The sequence below is a fragment of the Salinispira pacifica genome (genome assembly GCF_000507245.1).
GTDB lineage: Bacteria > Spirochaetota > Spirochaetia > DSM-27196 > Salinispiraceae > Salinispira > Salinispira pacifica.
The window spans coordinates 1,549,542-1,563,700 of record NC_023035.1 but is presented as its reverse complement, the minus strand read 5'-3'; the positions used below and the strand labels follow the sequence as shown (position 1 = coordinate 1,563,700).

General features: G+C 52.8%; 13 protein-coding genes, 2 tRNA genes and 2 pseudogenes. 12 read left to right on the top strand and 5 right to left on the bottom strand.

The features are described 5' to 3' along the window. Positions 1-94 precede the first annotated feature (94 nt). Positions 95-937 (bottom strand): deoxyribonuclease IV, encoded by an 843-nt coding sequence (gene nfo, locus L21SP2_RS06920; RefSeq protein WP_024267790.1) that lies wholly within the window; start codon positions 935-937, stop codon positions 95-97. 100 nt (positions 938-1,037) lie between these two features. Here nfo and L21SP2_RS17045 point away from each other — a divergent pair, with 100 nt between their 5' ends. From L21SP2_RS17045 to L21SP2_RS06900, 4 genes are all read left to right on the top strand, one after another. Next, a complete protein-coding gene (locus L21SP2_RS17045; protein ID WP_024267789.1) occupies positions 1,038-1,544 on the top strand; it encodes a DUF4864 domain-containing protein in 507 nt (168 codons plus the stop codon). Positions 1,545-1,649: 105 nt separating this feature from the next. Beyond that, complete coding sequence (locus L21SP2_RS06910) at positions 1,650-2,984, top strand: MFS transporter (RefSeq protein WP_024267788.1); 1,335 nt, start codon at positions 1,650-1,652, stop codon at positions 2,982-2,984. Beyond that, positions 2,981-4,267 carry a hypothetical protein gene (locus L21SP2_RS06905; RefSeq protein WP_024267787.1) on the top strand — a complete coding sequence of 429 codons (1,287 nt, stop codon included), beginning with the start codon at positions 2,981-2,983 and terminating at the stop codon, positions 4,265-4,267. The genes L21SP2_RS06910 and L21SP2_RS06905 overlap by 4 nt, the downstream gene beginning before the upstream one ends. Before the next feature lie 128 nt (positions 4,268-4,395). Further along, complete coding sequence (locus L21SP2_RS06900) at positions 4,396-4,920, top strand: DUF1847 domain-containing protein (protein WP_024267786.1); 525 nt, start codon at positions 4,396-4,398, stop codon at positions 4,918-4,920. A gap of 102 nt (positions 4,921-5,022) precedes the next feature. Here L21SP2_RS06900 and L21SP2_RS06895 read toward each other — a convergent pair whose 3' ends face one another. Next, positions 5,023-5,643 (bottom strand): HD domain-containing protein, encoded by a 621-nt coding sequence (locus L21SP2_RS06895; RefSeq protein WP_024267785.1) that lies wholly within the window; start codon positions 5,641-5,643, stop codon positions 5,023-5,025. Positions 5,644-6,334: 691 nt separating this feature from the next. Continuing rightward, positions 6,335-6,457: a HigA family addiction module antitoxin gene (locus tag L21SP2_RS19020; RefSeq protein ID WP_280113287.1), complete on the bottom strand. Its 123-nt coding sequence runs from the start codon at positions 6,455-6,457 to the stop codon at positions 6,335-6,337. Positions 6,458-6,479: 22 nt separating this feature from the next. Between L21SP2_RS19020 and L21SP2_RS06885 the strand changes: the two genes are divergently transcribed. The 6 genes and pseudogenes from L21SP2_RS06885 (at position 6,480) to L21SP2_RS06870 (ending at position 8,307) form a co-directional block, all read left to right on the top strand. After that, positions 6,480-6,815, top strand: a complete 336-nt coding sequence (locus tag L21SP2_RS06885) for a nucleotidyltransferase domain-containing protein (protein ID WP_024267784.1) — start codon at positions 6,480-6,482, stop codon at positions 6,813-6,815. Positions 6,816-6,924: 109 nt separating this feature from the next. Further along, positions 6,925-7,116 (top strand): annotated as a pseudogene (locus L21SP2_RS19220) (HEPN domain-containing protein); the annotation flags it as partial. Positions 7,117-7,255: 139 nt separating this feature from the next. After that, a pseudogene (locus L21SP2_RS19215) lies at positions 7,256-7,528 on the top strand (transposase); the annotation flags it as partial. A 62-nt stretch (positions 7,529-7,590) separates the two neighbouring features. Next, on the top strand, positions 7,591-7,812 hold the full coding sequence (locus L21SP2_RS06875; protein WP_024267783.1) for a hypothetical protein: 222 nt from the start codon (positions 7,591-7,593) through the stop codon (positions 7,810-7,812). Continuing rightward, positions 7,808-7,996, top strand: coding sequence for a type II toxin-antitoxin system RelE/ParE family toxin (locus L21SP2_RS17975; RefSeq protein WP_081719701.1), 189 nt, complete (start codon positions 7,808-7,810; stop codon positions 7,994-7,996). Before L21SP2_RS06875 ends, L21SP2_RS17975 begins: the two co-directional genes overlap by 5 nt. Then, entirely contained in the window at positions 7,993-8,307 is a 315-nt protein-coding gene (locus L21SP2_RS06870; protein WP_024267781.1) for a HigA family addiction module antitoxin, read from the top strand. Before L21SP2_RS17975 ends, L21SP2_RS06870 begins: the two co-directional genes overlap by 4 nt. 1,518 nt (positions 8,308-9,825) lie before the next feature. On the opposite strand, the gene L21SP2_RS06855 is transcribed toward L21SP2_RS06870, so the two are convergent. Further along, positions 9,826-9,898: transfer RNA gene (locus L21SP2_RS06855), tRNA-Pro, on the bottom strand. 222 nt (positions 9,899-10,120) lie between these two features. Further along, positions 10,121-10,196, bottom strand: a tRNA-Asp gene (locus tag L21SP2_RS06850). A 325-nt stretch (positions 10,197-10,521) separates the two neighbouring features. Here L21SP2_RS06850 and L21SP2_RS06845 point away from each other — a divergent pair. Both L21SP2_RS06845 and L21SP2_RS06840 read left to right on the top strand, forming a co-directional pair. Next, on the top strand, positions 10,522-12,051 hold the full coding sequence (locus tag L21SP2_RS06845) for a SurA N-terminal domain-containing protein (RefSeq protein ID WP_024267779.1): 1,530 nt from the start codon (positions 10,522-10,524) through the stop codon (positions 12,049-12,051). A gap of 98 nt (positions 12,052-12,149) precedes the next feature. Then, the gene (locus L21SP2_RS06840) at positions 12,150-13,901 is read left to right on the top strand and encodes a 6-hydroxymethylpterin diphosphokinase MptE-like protein (protein WP_024267778.1); all 1,752 of its coding nucleotides are present in this window, start codon (positions 12,150-12,152) and stop codon (positions 13,899-13,901) included. Positions 13,902-14,159: the final 258 nt, after the last annotated feature.

Genomic DNA, 14,159 nt, shown 5'->3' with positions numbered 1-14,159 from the left:
GGTTTCTTCGTAGGTTGCAGTCTTTTTGTGGGTTCATCGGCCAGTGGAGAACCCGCTGCTGAATCGGAGGAGATCAGAGCCTGCAGGTTAATGTTTATTCTGCGAAGGAGCGCAGAAGTTCGATTTCCTCCGCCCAGCGATTGGGTTCGGGGGTTTCCAGGATGAGGGGGATGTTGTCGAAGCGGGGATCGCTCATAATATAGCGGAATGCGTCCAGGCCGATGGTGCCGTCACCCAGGGATGCGTGGCGGTCCACTCTGCTGTTCCATTCCGATTGGCTGTCGTTCAGGTGCATGCCTTTGAGCATATCGAACCCCACGACCCTTCCAAATTCTTCGAACACGGTCTCACAAGATTCGGCAGTGCTCAGGTCGTAGCCTCCGGCGTGGGTATGGCAGGTGTCCAGACAGACGCCAACCCGGGAGGGCTGGTCCACAAGGGCGATAATATCCCGGAGATGTTCAAAGCGGTAGCCGATCCAGCTGCCCTGCCCTGCGGTGTTTTCCACCACTGCCACGGCAGTCCGGGTTTCCCCCAACGCGGCGTTGATGCCCTGGGCAACCTTCCTGACGCACTCGGCCTCATCGGTCTGCTTCAAGTGAGCGCCGGGATGAAAGTTCAACAGGGTCAGTCCCAGCTGTTCCACCCGCTGCATCTCATCCAGAAATGCTTCATATGATTTCTTCCGTTTTTCGGGATCCGGGTTCCCGAGGTTAATGAGGTAGGACGCATGAGGCATTATCTGATCGCTTCGGATGCCCAGACGCTCCTGTTCGCTTTTGAACTGGTCTACATCCTCTTTTTTCAGCGGGGGAGCGCTCCAGCGTTTCTGGTTCTTGGTGAAGATTGCCATGGCATTTGCTGATATTTCCGCCGCCCTGGCCGGTGCCTTGTACACTCCGCCTGCGGCACTCACATGTGCTCCGGTATATTTCATACTGTGAGTATTATCAGGTTTCGGCTTCTTCGCCCATTGCCCGGGAGTAATTCTGATAGTTTTTCTCGACTTTTATCATGGACCTGGCTAATTTAAAAGAATGAAGAAGCAGACCATATACGCCCTGGCTGCGGGCATCAGTCTCTTCACCCTGCTTTCCTGCATGACCGGCCCGCTGCGGAATTTACATCAATATTATCCCGATCCGGATCTGGATCCTGCCAAAGTTGTGGATATTCAGCTGCAGGCCCTTCAACATAATAATGATTCCAACGACGGCATAGAGATCGTCTACCGCTTCGCCGCCCCCGCCAACAAAGCGAGCACCGGCCCCCTTCCCCGCTTTATCCGCCTGTTTGAAAGCCGGCAATTTGCTCCCATGCTGGGATCAGAGGAGATTGAACTGCTGGATTTCCGGATTCAGGATGATATCGCCCTGCAGGGCACCCGGGTGCAGGGCAGAGACGGCAGAGACCGGTTTTATCTTTTCATCCTCCAGAAGCAGGGCGGCGGTGAGTTTGAGAATTGCTGGATGACCATCGCAGTACAGCAGTTTTCCGGAGAACTGCCCGGTCCTGAGTTTTCAACGGAATCCCAATCAGTATAGCAGTGCAGATGCTCTCCGGCCCCAACCTGCTTCAGCAATATATCCTTCTAAATTAGCCCGAAAATCGGGAAACCTAAAAAGGCAAAAACCGATTATACTGGGCGGATGAAAAAATCATCACCCGTGAAAAAGATGAGCTACGGCGTTCTGGATTTGGGGCAGAACGCATTTTTGAACCTCATCGGGTTCCACTTTTTGTTTTTCCTTACGGATATTCAGGGATTATCTCCTGCGCTTGCGGGAGGGGCTCTGCTGGCAGGGCGTGTGTGGGATGCTGTCACCGATCCGCTTGTCGGGCACTGGTCCGACCGGACTCAGACCCGGTTCGGCAGACGGCGGCCGTTTATTGCCGCTGGAAGTTTCAGCATGGTGTTTTTCCTGTTCGCCCTGTTCACCGTGCCCGAAGGCTTGGCTGAATTCCCCGCATTTGTGTATGTTACGCTGTTTTATGTACTGGCTTCCACATCCTTCACCCTCATGAATATCCCCTACCAGGCCATGCTTCCGGAAATCACCAGAGATTTTGATGAGCGCACGCGATTCATTGCCTACCGAATGGGGTTTGCAATTATCGGCACACTTGTGGGAGCCGGAGCGGTGCGCCCCCTGGTGAACCTTATCGGAGCCCGGGGCTGGAGCATGACCGCAGGTATTATCGGCATTATGGTTACAGCAACCGCCGCAATAACCCTTTTCAGCATCCGTGAACCCAAGCATGATCATCAGGAAGAGCCGATGCACCTTTTTCGCTCCTTGCTTCATGTGTTCAGCCGGAAACCGTTTCTCTTTGCCATGATTCCCTGGATGATATTCCAGCTTGGTGTTGCCATGGTTCAGGCATCTCTTCGGGGATATTTCAAGTATATCGTGGGCAGTGAGGGCCTGTTCGATTTTGGAGTTTTGGCCCTGCTTCTTGCCGCATTGGGGGCAATCCCCTTGTATGTATACTTGTCCAAAAAAATCGACAAGAAGGGCAGCTACATGACCGGTATGCTATGGCTGGCGCTGCTTCTTCCCGTTTTTGCATACCTGGTTCCCGTGCTGCCTCCTGCGGCTGCAATTGCTCTTATGGCAGTGGCAGGCCTGGGGCTGGGCGCCCACTATGTGATGCCCCACTCCCTGCTTCCCGACGTTATTGAGTGGGATGCGGTGCAGACCGGTTCACGGCGTGAGGGGGCATTTGCCTCCATCTGGATTTTTTCCGGGAAGCTGAGCCAGGGAATTGCAGGCTGGCTGGTGGGGCTGATTCTCAGTTTCACCGGCTATGCCGCCAATACGGTTCAAAGCCCCCAGGCCATTCGGGGGATCCAGCTGGTAACCGGGGTGATCCCTGCAATACTCATCGGATTCGGAGTACTGGTTCTTTCAGCCTACCCCATCAGCAGGAAGTATTACGATGGGATGTTCGCGACTCCTTCCTCAGACGGTGATCGTTCATGACCCGTGAGGCACGGTGGATTCTCAGATATCTTTCTCCATTATACCTTCGCCTGGGAGAGGGTATTTCAACTCTGGAGATCCGGGGGATGGATCGGTATTTGTCGTCTCTGGCCGCCTTTAAGCGCAAGGAGACGGGCCTGGTTATCGCATTCCGGCATATCGCCAAGGCCGATGCACCGATACTCAGCACCATATTCGGCCGTGAGCTGCCCCGGCATTTACACGAACGGCAGCAGGATTATTATTGGGTGCGGTTTCTCTTCGGTTCCATGGTGCTTGACTGGGCCGGTCCTGCCGCCCGATGGCTCTTTCCCCGGATTGGATCGCTGCCGGTGGACAAGCAGCGGCTGGTGCGCAGCCAGATCGATGCGATCCGGCAGATCATTGACCAGGAGCGTCATCCTCTGTGTCTGGCCCCGGAAGGGCAGGTGAACTACTATAACTACCGGTCCGGAGAAGTTACCCGGGGCCTTACCCATTTTATCCGCTGGAACCAGCGCAGGTATCCTTCAGCCCGGGTACAGCCGATACGGATTCTGTACTACTACTCCGGGGCCGCCAGGCTCACGAAAAAGGCGCTGCGGCGGGTATTTCAGTTTGCATCGGGTATACCCGGCACATCCGGAGATTCGGCGGCTGCACTTACGGAAGCTTCCCGGCAGCTGATCAGCTGGCTGTACTCCTACCTCATGGAACAGGGGCCGCTCAACGGATATTTGCAGTCTGATGCCGGCTTCAATCCTGAATCGGTATCAACAAAAGAGCTTGTTGAAGTAATATGCCGGACCATTATTCACCGGGCGGCAGATCATTTCACCATACCTGACGCTGCCAGCCCCCTTGAGCAGCTGTTTCATTTCAGGAACCGCGTTTTTGACCAGGTCAGGGAGTCCGGGTACGGGGTTGCTTCCATTTCCCGGGAGATCCGACGGCAATGGCGGAAGCCTTCAATGATGTCAGACCTTCTCACATCATATCAGCATCAGCAGATTCTCGATGTCCTCATCAATTTTCAACCCCGCTACCATCTTCAACGCAGCCGTAAACCAAATGAGGGACTGGATGAGGCACAGGAGAGCTTGAACCGCCGGGCTGAACAGGCCCTCTGCCTGCTGGATATAATCAACCGCGTCCGCGGAGGGGATGTGAACAGCCGGTTCATGCCCCGGGGCACCAAAGCAATAGCGGAGTTTATGTCACCCATGGATTTCCCGCAGAATTCTGAAGCGGAGGGATGGGTAAAGGAGTGGAAGGGTCGGTTTCAGGATAATGAGGGAAGCTAACTGCCGCATTTTCCAACGGAATCTGAATCCTCATAATATTCTACCGATACAATTCCGTCGAACCGTTGCAATTCACCTCCTCTATATATATTATTTAATATATTTCGAATAAAAGCTGGGAGATTTACATGCAGTGCACCTATTGCAGCCGAAAGAGCTGCAGAACCCCCGAGAGCTGCGGGCTGGAGGCATTTGACCGGGACGCCGTTGTTGAAAAATATCATACAGAAGAAAATCAGCAACGAATCCGGGCCGCAGCACGGCTGGTTGACGGCGGAAGGGCGGGCACCCTGAACCGCCTTGAGGAAACCATGGAATTCGCAAAAGATATGGGCTATGAGCGTATCGGTCTGGCATACTGCTACGGCAAGGAAGCAGAGGCCGTGGATGTACAGCGCCGCATGAGGTCAGCTGGACTTGAGGTGAGCGCAGTTTCATGCACCACAGGGGCAATGAGCCAGGAATCTCTGAATGATCTGAGTACCCTTCCCGGTGTAAGCTGCAACCCCCTTAGCCAGGCTGCCCAGCTCAATTCCGAAGGGGCGCAGTTGGCGGTGCTCTACGGTCTGTGCATGGGCCACGATATTCTGTTTACCCGGGAATTTTCCGGGGATGTTACCACGCTGTGGGTGAAGGACCGCAGGGCGTCCTGATCCCGAAGCCGGGCTTCATGGTTCCGGCCATGCGTTTTGAACGCCCGTTCCAATCCATCGGTCGTCTCACTGCAGTTTGTTCTGTTTTCTCTCCTGCACCTATTACTGACTGGCGGGCTGCGCTGCATTATCTTCCGGAGCAAAGAGGGTCTGGAGACTCATTCCCATCCGCAGTTCAAAGTGCCGCTGCAGCCGGTATTTATACTTCATATTTTCCATGTGGGCGGGGCCGGCATCCGGATTCCGGCTGAGAATGTCAGCTATGCGCTCCTCCACCCGGCAGATCCTGTCCGGCAGACCCAGAAAATCGCAGAGCTGTATTAGACGGTCATAGTCATCATATTCCTGCTCCCGGATATATTTGGCTACGAAGCTCCGTTCGCTCCTTGAGAAATCATCCATATGATTGTATTGGGCCATGTTTTTCAGGGTGTAGCAGTGTGTAATGCTGATCCTGGCATGATGATGAAGCCCCAAAGATTCAAGATACCGGTAGCCGTCAATGGAGTGACGGATTTTGTACACACCGTTCCTGCGGCCGATATCGTGGAGAAGCCCCAAGGTGTATGCGAGCAAAGAGTCCATGCCGGCATGAAACGCAATGGCCTGGGCAGCCAATGCCACATGCTGTGAATGCCCCACCCAGGGGCCCGGATTGTGCCCTTCCGCTTCATGAAGTAAATAATGCGCCTGTTCTTTGCTCAGATTTTCAGCACCCTGCATCTGAAACTACTATAATACAATGCAGGGCATGGATGTAATGGTTTTGTGAGGAGGGTTCGGGCCTCGGGGAACCGGGATTACGGGAGAGATGGTGTGCTTCCACATATGTTTTGGGGGTTACTTTTCAGGGATGCTGGTCGTTCCAGTCGTTTTGCTTTTTCTGATATGTACAAGTTGACAGCTGTTAAACTCATTGCTTTCTGCGTTGGCAATGAGAGTTTTTTTCTGACAATGCCAGCGCAACCCTTCTAAACACATATTAAGACACTTATTAAGGAAGTTGGATTTTACCACAGATATTTGATACTGGGCGTAGCATTTGCCCGCCCCTGGACTTACCCGGAGAGCATACGGGAGTCACACCCACACAGATTCCACAGATGCTCTTGGCGAAAAAAAACGGCTTATTCCATCCGCAGCTACCCTCCGAATGCCCAGCCTTCAAAGCCCTGTTCGCTCCTGATTTTATACCAGAGGGATGTGATGCCTCCGATGGTTTGAGGATCTTTGGAATTCCCCCAGTTTCGTAGACATAATTTTAACTCAGCTATAGTGGCAAAATATTCACCTCTATGCCATAATATGAAATAATTTTGCAGGTGTATGGAGTATAAGGTGTATATACTCGTGAATGAAATTCACGATGCAGCTACATGCGATATCTTCTCAACTCTCCGGCAATTTTTTTCCGCTACCGCCTCAGATCATATTCATCCTGAATTCCAAGCCAGAAATCAGCGGAGTTCCCGAAATACTTGGCCAGGCGCAGGGCAGTATCCGCGGTGATCTTCCGATCACCTTTTCTATATTGAATGTAATCATGAAAAGAGGAGTCAATGAATGCAGCAATGCGTGACCGGCAGGATATTGTTAATAAAATTAAAGAATCACTGGTAAAGGTCTATAATCCGAGTTCGATCTATATTTTCGTGTCATATGCCTGGGGAACACCCGATGAGGATAGTGACCTTGATTTTGCTGTAATTGTCCCGGACTCGGATTTGACAATGGCTGAAAGAATTCGATTATCTTACAAGGATCTATGGGGTATTGGGATTCCAACTGATATCCTTGTTTATACAGAATCCGAGATTCAGGAAAGACTGCAATATAAATCCTCACTTCAATATAAAATCATTCACGAAGGTTCGAAGATTTATGAAGCCGCATGAAGAATGGTTATTTAAGGCTCGGAATGATATCGGCTCAGCAAAATACCTTCTGACCTCAGAAAATCCGTACTTCGATATAATAGTCTATCACTCCTAACAATGTGCAGAGAAAGCTCTGAAAGCGTTTTTGGCATATGCAGATCAGGATATTGATAAAACCCACAGTCTTCTGGTTCTTACCGAGAAATGTATGAATCTATCCTCCGATTTTGACCGGTTAATCGAGCACGTTTCATTGGTCGCGCAGCAATACTGCCCCCTATGCCTTGTAATTTCCAGGCACCAAATTAGGGCCTCCTGAAAAAACCTTACACATGCTTTTGTAGTGGGAGGGGAATATGTATCGGAGTGAAGATTCACAGCAGCTTGCATTTCATAATTTCTATGTACCGTTCGGCGGAAAACTGATCCCCAATAACCGCTGAGTACAGCTTGCCGATTTAATTCCCTGGGAAGATTTAGAGGCAGAATATTCTTCACAGTTTGCTATCCAAAGCGGGCAAGGAGCTTTGGCAATCCGTTTCCGTACAGCATTGGGCGCCCTGATTATACAAGAAAAATTAGGAATTACAGATGAGGAAACTGTAGGGCAGATTCGTGAGCCCCCTTACCTGCAATATCTCATCGGGATGCAGGGGTACCAGGATGAGGCACCGATTGATCCATCAATGCCTGGTCACTTGCTACGCTCGTTGCTCGGCCATGCATCCTAGGATGACCCACTTCAGAAAGCGAATCAGTATGGACATGATTTCCCGGGCAAATGAATTGATAATTGCCGAAGAACGTAAAAAAAACTGAAGATGATACGGAAGCTGAAAAAGAAGAAGATCCTGAGGAAGAAAACAGCGGAAAGCTTCTTATTGATGCCACCTGCGTACCCGGTGATATTCGATATCCCACCGATCTTTCTCTTTTAAATGAGAGCCGGGAAAAACTGGAAACCATCATAGACGTTCTTCACGCAGAACGGGCCAAGGGGGCTACGAAATATTGAAAGCGCTGTTGTACTTGAGGATCTCAGAATACCCCCGGGCAATAAGCTCGAGGCATTAAGAGGTGATCGTAAAGGACAGCATTCAATACGGGTTAATGATCAATGGCGCATATGCTTCCGTTGGGAAAATGGACATGCATATGATGTGGAATTCTGTGATTATCATCGAGGTGTTGTGCTATGAGTGAACAGATTGAATATAGTAATGAGCTGATTGAACTCACCACCCCAGGAGAAGTGCTCAAGGAAGACTTTCTTGATGCCATGGGTGTGACTGCATATGAATTAGCAAAAAGGATCGATGTTGATCCGATGAGAATTTCCAGAATTATAAACGGAACTCGAAAAATCACCGCCGACACAGCAATTCGCTTTTCCATATTTTTCGGCACATCTGCAGAATACTGGATCAACCTGCAGTCGCTTTATGATTTGGACATTGCAAAAGAAAAACATCAGGATGAGTATAATAAAATACATCCTAAGGCATCTTGATTTTTGACGCGAGCATCGACGCCTTTACTCTCAAGCGAAGCGCGCGGAATAGCTAAGCTTGCTCAGATATATCCGAGCGAGTGCAGGGAGCACATGACAAAGTCCTGTGATATGGATGTCGAACGACTGGAGGGCAAGTCCTCTTCTGCCCTGGTCGAAATGCTTCGCTTTGCTCGGGTATGCAGCCGTAGGTGGCGGGACTCCGCTCCGGTCGACGCCTTCCTGTCGTCTCCCCTCGCGCCGCCCCCTCACCTCTCGGCTCCTTCCGGGAGCCTCGGCGCTCCATGTTTTCGCGCCGGTTCGGGTGTTCGAGTCCCGTTCACCTAATATACAAAAAGGGAGATGACCCTTTGGATCATCTCCCTTTTTGTTATCGGCCCTGGTCGGCGCTTCCAGCGCCTGCTCGGCCATGTTCCCCGGGTGGCGGGACTCCGCTCCGTTCGACGCCTTCCTGTCCTCTCCCTCGCGCCGCCCCCTCTCCTCTCGGCTCCTTCCGGGAGCCTCGGCGCTCCATATTTTCGCGCCGGTTCGGGTGTTCGAGTCCCGTTCACCTAATATACAAAAAGGGAGATGACCCTTTGGATCATCTCCCTTTTTGTTATCGGCCCTGGTCGGCGCTTCCAGCGCCTGCTCGGCCATGTTCCCCGGGTGGCGGGACTCCGCTCCGTTCGACGCCTTCCTGTCCTCTCCCTCGCGCCGCCCCCTCACCTCTCGGCTCCTTCCGGGAGCCTCGGCGCTCCATATTTTCGCGCCGGTTCGGGTGTTCGAGTCCCGTCCTTTCTAAATATAAAAAATGACCAGCCCTTTGGACTGGTCATTTTTTATAATCGGCCCTGGTCGCATTCTTTCTGAATGCTGCTCGGGTATGCAGCCGTAGGTGGCGGGACTCCGCTCCGGTCGACGACCTCCTGTCGTCTCCCGCGCGCCGCCTCCGTCACTAATCCGCCTTCCATGGCGGATTGCGCTCCCTATTCGGTCGCGCCGTTCCTCCGGTTCGAGTCCCGTTCACCTAATATACAAAATGGGAGATGACCCTTTGGATCATCTCCCATTTTGTTATCGGCCCTGGTCGGCGCTTCCAGCGCCTGCTCGGCCATGCTCCTTGGGTGGCGGGACTCCGCTATCGTCGCAGGCTTCCTGCCTGCTCCCGTCGCGCCGCCCCCTCTCCTCTCGGCTCCTTCCGGGAGCCTCGGCGCTCCAAGTTTTCGCGCCGGTTCGGGTGTTCGAGTCCCGTCCTTTCTAAATATAAAAAATGACCAGCCCTTTGGACTGGTCATTTTTTATAATCGGCCCTGGTCGCATTCTTTCTGAATGCTGCTCGGGTATGCAGCCGTAGGTGGCGGGACTCCGCTCCGGTCGACGACCTCCTGTCGTCTCCCGCGCGCCGCCTCCGTCACTAATCCGCCTTCCATGGCGGATTGCGCTCCCTATTCGGTCGCGCCGTTCCTCCGGTTCGAGTCCCGTTCACCTAATATACAAAATGGGAGATGACCCTTTGGATCATCTCCCATTTTGTTATCGGGGTGGCGGGACTCGAACCCGCGGCCTCGTCGTCCCGAACGACGCGCGCTAGCCACTGCGCTACACCCCGTTTCCATGTTTTTTACATTATATCTGATACCGGTAATTGTATGCCGGTGTATCACATTGGTAAAGCAAAAAGCCTGTGCCGACCGGGTGCGCGGGTTGCGCCAAGGATGTTCATGCACCCGGCTTGATCGACACAGTGCGTTGGTATATTTGGACCACTGTGCCGGTTTGGCACAGGGATTAAAAAAGGGATGATCCGGATATCTCCTTGATCATCCCTGAGCGGGAGCGACGGGACTTGAACCCGCGACCTCCGGCTTGACAGGCCGGCGTTCTAACCAAAACTGAACTACGCCCCCAGGTGATTCCGGTGCAAAAACTGCACCCGCATTTCAGCTTCTGAAATGCTCGAGCAATATACATGGATTGGTTTTGACTGTCAACATATTTTCATCAACTTTATTTTCAAAATATCACTCCGAAATCCGTGATTTCCGTCCCCGCTCAATGAGAGTTCGAGCACGGGGAAATTACACCATGCTTCAAGCTGTTCTGTGGACAGGATCTGAATTGACATTGGCCATAGAGCATGGTATTTTTGCTTTCTGTACAAAACGTACATATGACAGGACGATGTATTCTGTGTTCCGTCCGCACAAATTCATAATCCGAGGAAAAGCTTGTATGCCCTCCAAGAAACACGATATTAAGAACTCTGAAGAAAAGGTGCAGACTTCCGCAATGCGCCATCCGGCACTGTATGTGCTTTCCATTATTATTCTGGTGGTTGTTGTCGTAGCGTTTGTCGCAGGTCCCATTCTGGGCCGCAGTGCCGGTGGAGCCCAGGGTGAACTGGTATTCGGTACGTATAAAGGCAAGGATATTGAGTATGCTGCCGGCACGTATTTCGCCCGGGCCTATGAGAATCAGCTGCAGCAGGTTCAGCAGCAGGTGAACGAGGAAGGCGGCGATTTGGGAATTCAGCAGATTTACACTGCATTCCGCAACGCCTACGATTCCACCATTTTCCGCTACGGTATTCTGGATAAGGCTCAGAAAGCGAATGTACTGGTTTCCGCCACTGAGGTTACCCGGACATTGGCCTCTTCACCCCGGTTTCAGGATGAAGACGGGAATTTTTCCGCCCAGCTCCTCCAGGAGGCACTGAGTCAGCAGCCGAATCTCAAGGAAGAGGTACGGAAGGATCTCATTTTTGACCAGGCTCAGCAGGATATTCTCATGGACAGTCAGCTCACCGAGAATGAGATTGAATTTATCAGTCAGATGGGAAGAGAGCGCAGAATTTTCGATATTGTGAGCTACAGTTTTTCCGAGTATCCCGACAGCCAGGCTGCAGTTTTCCTGGAAGAAAATCCGGAGCTTTTCAGAAGTGTTGAGCTTTCATCCATCACTGTCGGGTCCCAGGCGGATGCAGAAGAGATTCTTGAACGGCTGAATTCCTCAGACGGGGTGTTCGAAGAGATTGCCCAGGCAAACAGCAGCGATGTGTATGCGGCAGAGGGCGGTTCCCGGGGCGTGGTGTGGTATTACGATATCCGCCGTGATTTCGAAGATGAGGATGCCGCAGATATTCTTTTTGATCTGGAAGAGGGTCAGATCAGCGAGATTTTCAAACTGAGAAACGACAGGTTTGCCGTGTATCGGGCCGACGGTCCGGTGCGTGAAGCCGAGGCGGGAGATCAGAATGCACTTGAACAGGTGAAGGGATATGTACTTTCCCTGGAGCGCGGCCAGGTTTCCGACTATTTCCGAACCGAAGCGGAGGCGTTTATTGAACGCAGCGCAGAGATCGGCTGGGCAAGCGCAGTAGCTGAAGCAGGCGTAGAGCCGGTTACCACCAGCCCTGTGGCCATCAACTACGGCGATATTCCCCTCTACCCCACTCTTCAGAGCGCAAGTTCTGGAATTCTCACCGGCGCTTCCAGCCGGGAGAGCCTGTTCACAGAGATTTTCTCCCTGGAACAGAACGAGCTGAGTTCTGCCATTGAACTGCGGGATAAAATTGTGGTGATGCGTTTCGTTGAGCCTGTTACCGCAGACAGTCAGCAGGACAGTTTCATGGATCTTTACATTCCCTATCTGGCACAGGATTATCTGGTGGCCGAATTGCAGAGGGAGTTCAAGGATCCTGCCAATCTTGAAGACAACTTCGATAGAGTGTTCCAGCAGACGTTCCTAGGAAATCAGAATTGATTTTCTGAACACTGTACAGATTGCTTTTTCAACACCGGCTGGAGACAGCCGGTGTTTTTTTTGCTATTCTCTTGAAGATGATTGGAGAGGAACGCGGTATGCCGAATCCCGTCCTGGCTGACGGTCGCAGGCTGTATCCCCGCATGCTGAGCAGCAGTGATTTTCAACGGCGCTTCATGCGTCTTTTCCGGGAGAAGGAATGTCTCTACATTCTTCACTCACCGGGATTGGGCTACGGGCTCGAGCATATCAGCAGAATGGAGCTTCCTGACTCTTCCCGGCTTCTGATTTTTGAACCTGATAATGCTTTGTTTGCTTTTTCAGATGCCTCCCGGAGCAACGAGGATGCCCGCCGGCAGATCTTTCGCCATGGCATTGTGAATGATGGAATTGGCGCAAATGGAATTGTGCCTGATGTCGAAGATCAGGATAACACACATGAGAATATGTTCGATTCTATCCGCCGGGGATGGCTGGAACAGCTCCGGCAACTTGATAACCGGCGGGATATTCATTTCTGCCCCAGCCCCGATGCAGTATCACAATTGATGTGGCTGAGAAAACAGCTGGAGTTTCCGTCGAGAATCCGGAGGGTCCGGACCATACGGTTCTGCACGCTACCCTCAGAGAGTGCGAACGCCTGTGAGAGCCTCACAACGGAGGCTGAAGGGATTATTCAGCGCCATTGGCAGAATCATTCCACTTCGGTGCACATGGCCCATTTATGGATTCAGAACGCTCTTCGCAACGTGGTTCACCATCCCCCTGCCGGCCGGCTGGAGGATCTTTCTTCCCTGTTTCCCTACTCTGATATTATCCTCTGCGGTGCTTCCCCGGGTCTTGAAACGGGCATTGCAGAGATCCGGCGGCTGCAGAGGGAGAATGCACGGCCGATAATTGCCGCAGTGGATACCGCCCTTCCCGCACTGCTGGATTCAGGGATCGTTCCGCAGATCGTGTTTATGCTGGAAGCCCAATTCGCCAATATGGATGATTTTATCTGCAGCGGTACCCGGCGCATCCTGAATGACGCCGGAAGCATAGTTATTCATGATCTTTTCAGCCACCCCCCCAGCGTACGGCTGTTTCCCCGGCGGATGGCCTATATGAGCCGCTTTGCCGACACGGCGCTGTTCACCAGACTTCCGGAGAATATCCCCCGGATCCCCCCCCTGGGCAGCGTGGGGGTGGCGGCCCTGTACATTCTCCTTCGCTACATGAACCGCCGCCGGATTTTTATCAGCGGGCTTGAGTTCGCATTTCCGCCGGGAAAGACCCATGCCCGGGGAACCCCGTCCCATCTGCGTTCGCTGAGAAGCGCAGGGAGGTTCTCACCGGCAGCCGCATGGTCCCGGCAGATTCCCATGTGTAAACGCAATTCCCGGCTCTCCCGGCAGAATCCTGCTCTGTTCACAACCGCCGTTCTGGAAAGCTATGCACAGCGTACGGCGGAAATCATGCAGCTGTACGGAAGGCAGAGTGACGGCACATCCCAGGTGTTCCCCCTGATCCCCGGCCGCTCAGGCCTTCCGCCGGAACTGCATGCCATGAAGCCGGCAGATCCGCCGGCAGGCGCTTCGTCAGGCCGGCACGTCGGCGGCGAGAGCCGGGGCCGCATTTCCGGCGACTTTTCCGCTTCCCAAACCGGCAGCGCGAATCCGACGCAGACTAATGACCCGGCTCTTCTGACCATCCCCCGGCCCCCAAAAAAGCCCGAAAAGAAGAACAGAAAGAAGCCCCAAAAACACCGCAGACCACAGCCCCGAACAATACGCAGAACGAAGGACGTATTGCGGGGGAACTGCTTGATGAGCTTAATGAGCTGTCCGGGAAACTGCACAGGCTGCTGAAGAACCGGCCGCCGGCAGACTCGGCTGCCGGAGCTTCAGCATCCCGCGGCGGCGGGAATGCTGCCGGGGGGAGTGAAGAACTTCCCGGCGAATGGGATGAGATTCGAAGGGATCTTCAGCGGCTTGATTTTGTCTGGAAATTTCTTCCCGGCCAGCTGGAGCCCGCCTACGAGAAGGGTTTTCTCAGCGCGCTGGGAAAGAGCATGGCCTACTGGATCCGTATTCTTGCACGGCTGGAGCTGAGCAGAGAGAGAACCG

Excerpts from the sequence above, each read along its gene's own strand:
- nfo (WP_024267790.1), bottom strand. The coding sequence starts at position 937 with ATGAAATATACCGGAGCACATGTGAGTGCCGCAGGCGGAGTGTACAAG.
- L21SP2_RS17045 (WP_024267789.1), top strand. The coding sequence starts at position 1,038 with ATGAAGAAGCAGACCATATACGCCCTGGCTGCGGGCATCAGTCTCTTC.
- L21SP2_RS06910 (WP_024267788.1), top strand. The coding sequence starts at position 1,650 with ATGAAAAAATCATCACCCGTGAAAAAGATGAGCTACGGCGTTCTGGAT.
- L21SP2_RS06905 (WP_024267787.1), top strand. The coding sequence starts at position 2,981 with ATGACCCGTGAGGCACGGTGGATTCTCAGATATCTTTCTCCATTATAC.
- L21SP2_RS06900 (WP_024267786.1), top strand. The coding sequence starts at position 4,396 with ATGCAGTGCACCTATTGCAGCCGAAAGAGCTGCAGAACCCCCGAGAGC.
- L21SP2_RS06895 (WP_024267785.1), bottom strand. The coding sequence starts at position 5,643 with ATGCAGGGTGCTGAAAATCTGAGCAAAGAACAGGCGCATTATTTACTT.
- L21SP2_RS06885 (WP_024267784.1), top strand. The coding sequence starts at position 6,480 with ATGAATGCAGCAATGCGTGACCGGCAGGATATTGTTAATAAAATTAAA.
- L21SP2_RS06870 (WP_024267781.1), top strand. The coding sequence starts at position 7,993 with ATGAGTGAACAGATTGAATATAGTAATGAGCTGATTGAACTCACCACC.
- L21SP2_RS06845 (WP_024267779.1), top strand. The coding sequence starts at position 10,522 with ATGCCCTCCAAGAAACACGATATTAAGAACTCTGAAGAAAAGGTGCAG.
- L21SP2_RS06840 (WP_024267778.1), top strand. The coding sequence starts at position 12,150 with ATGCCGAATCCCGTCCTGGCTGACGGTCGCAGGCTGTATCCCCGCATG.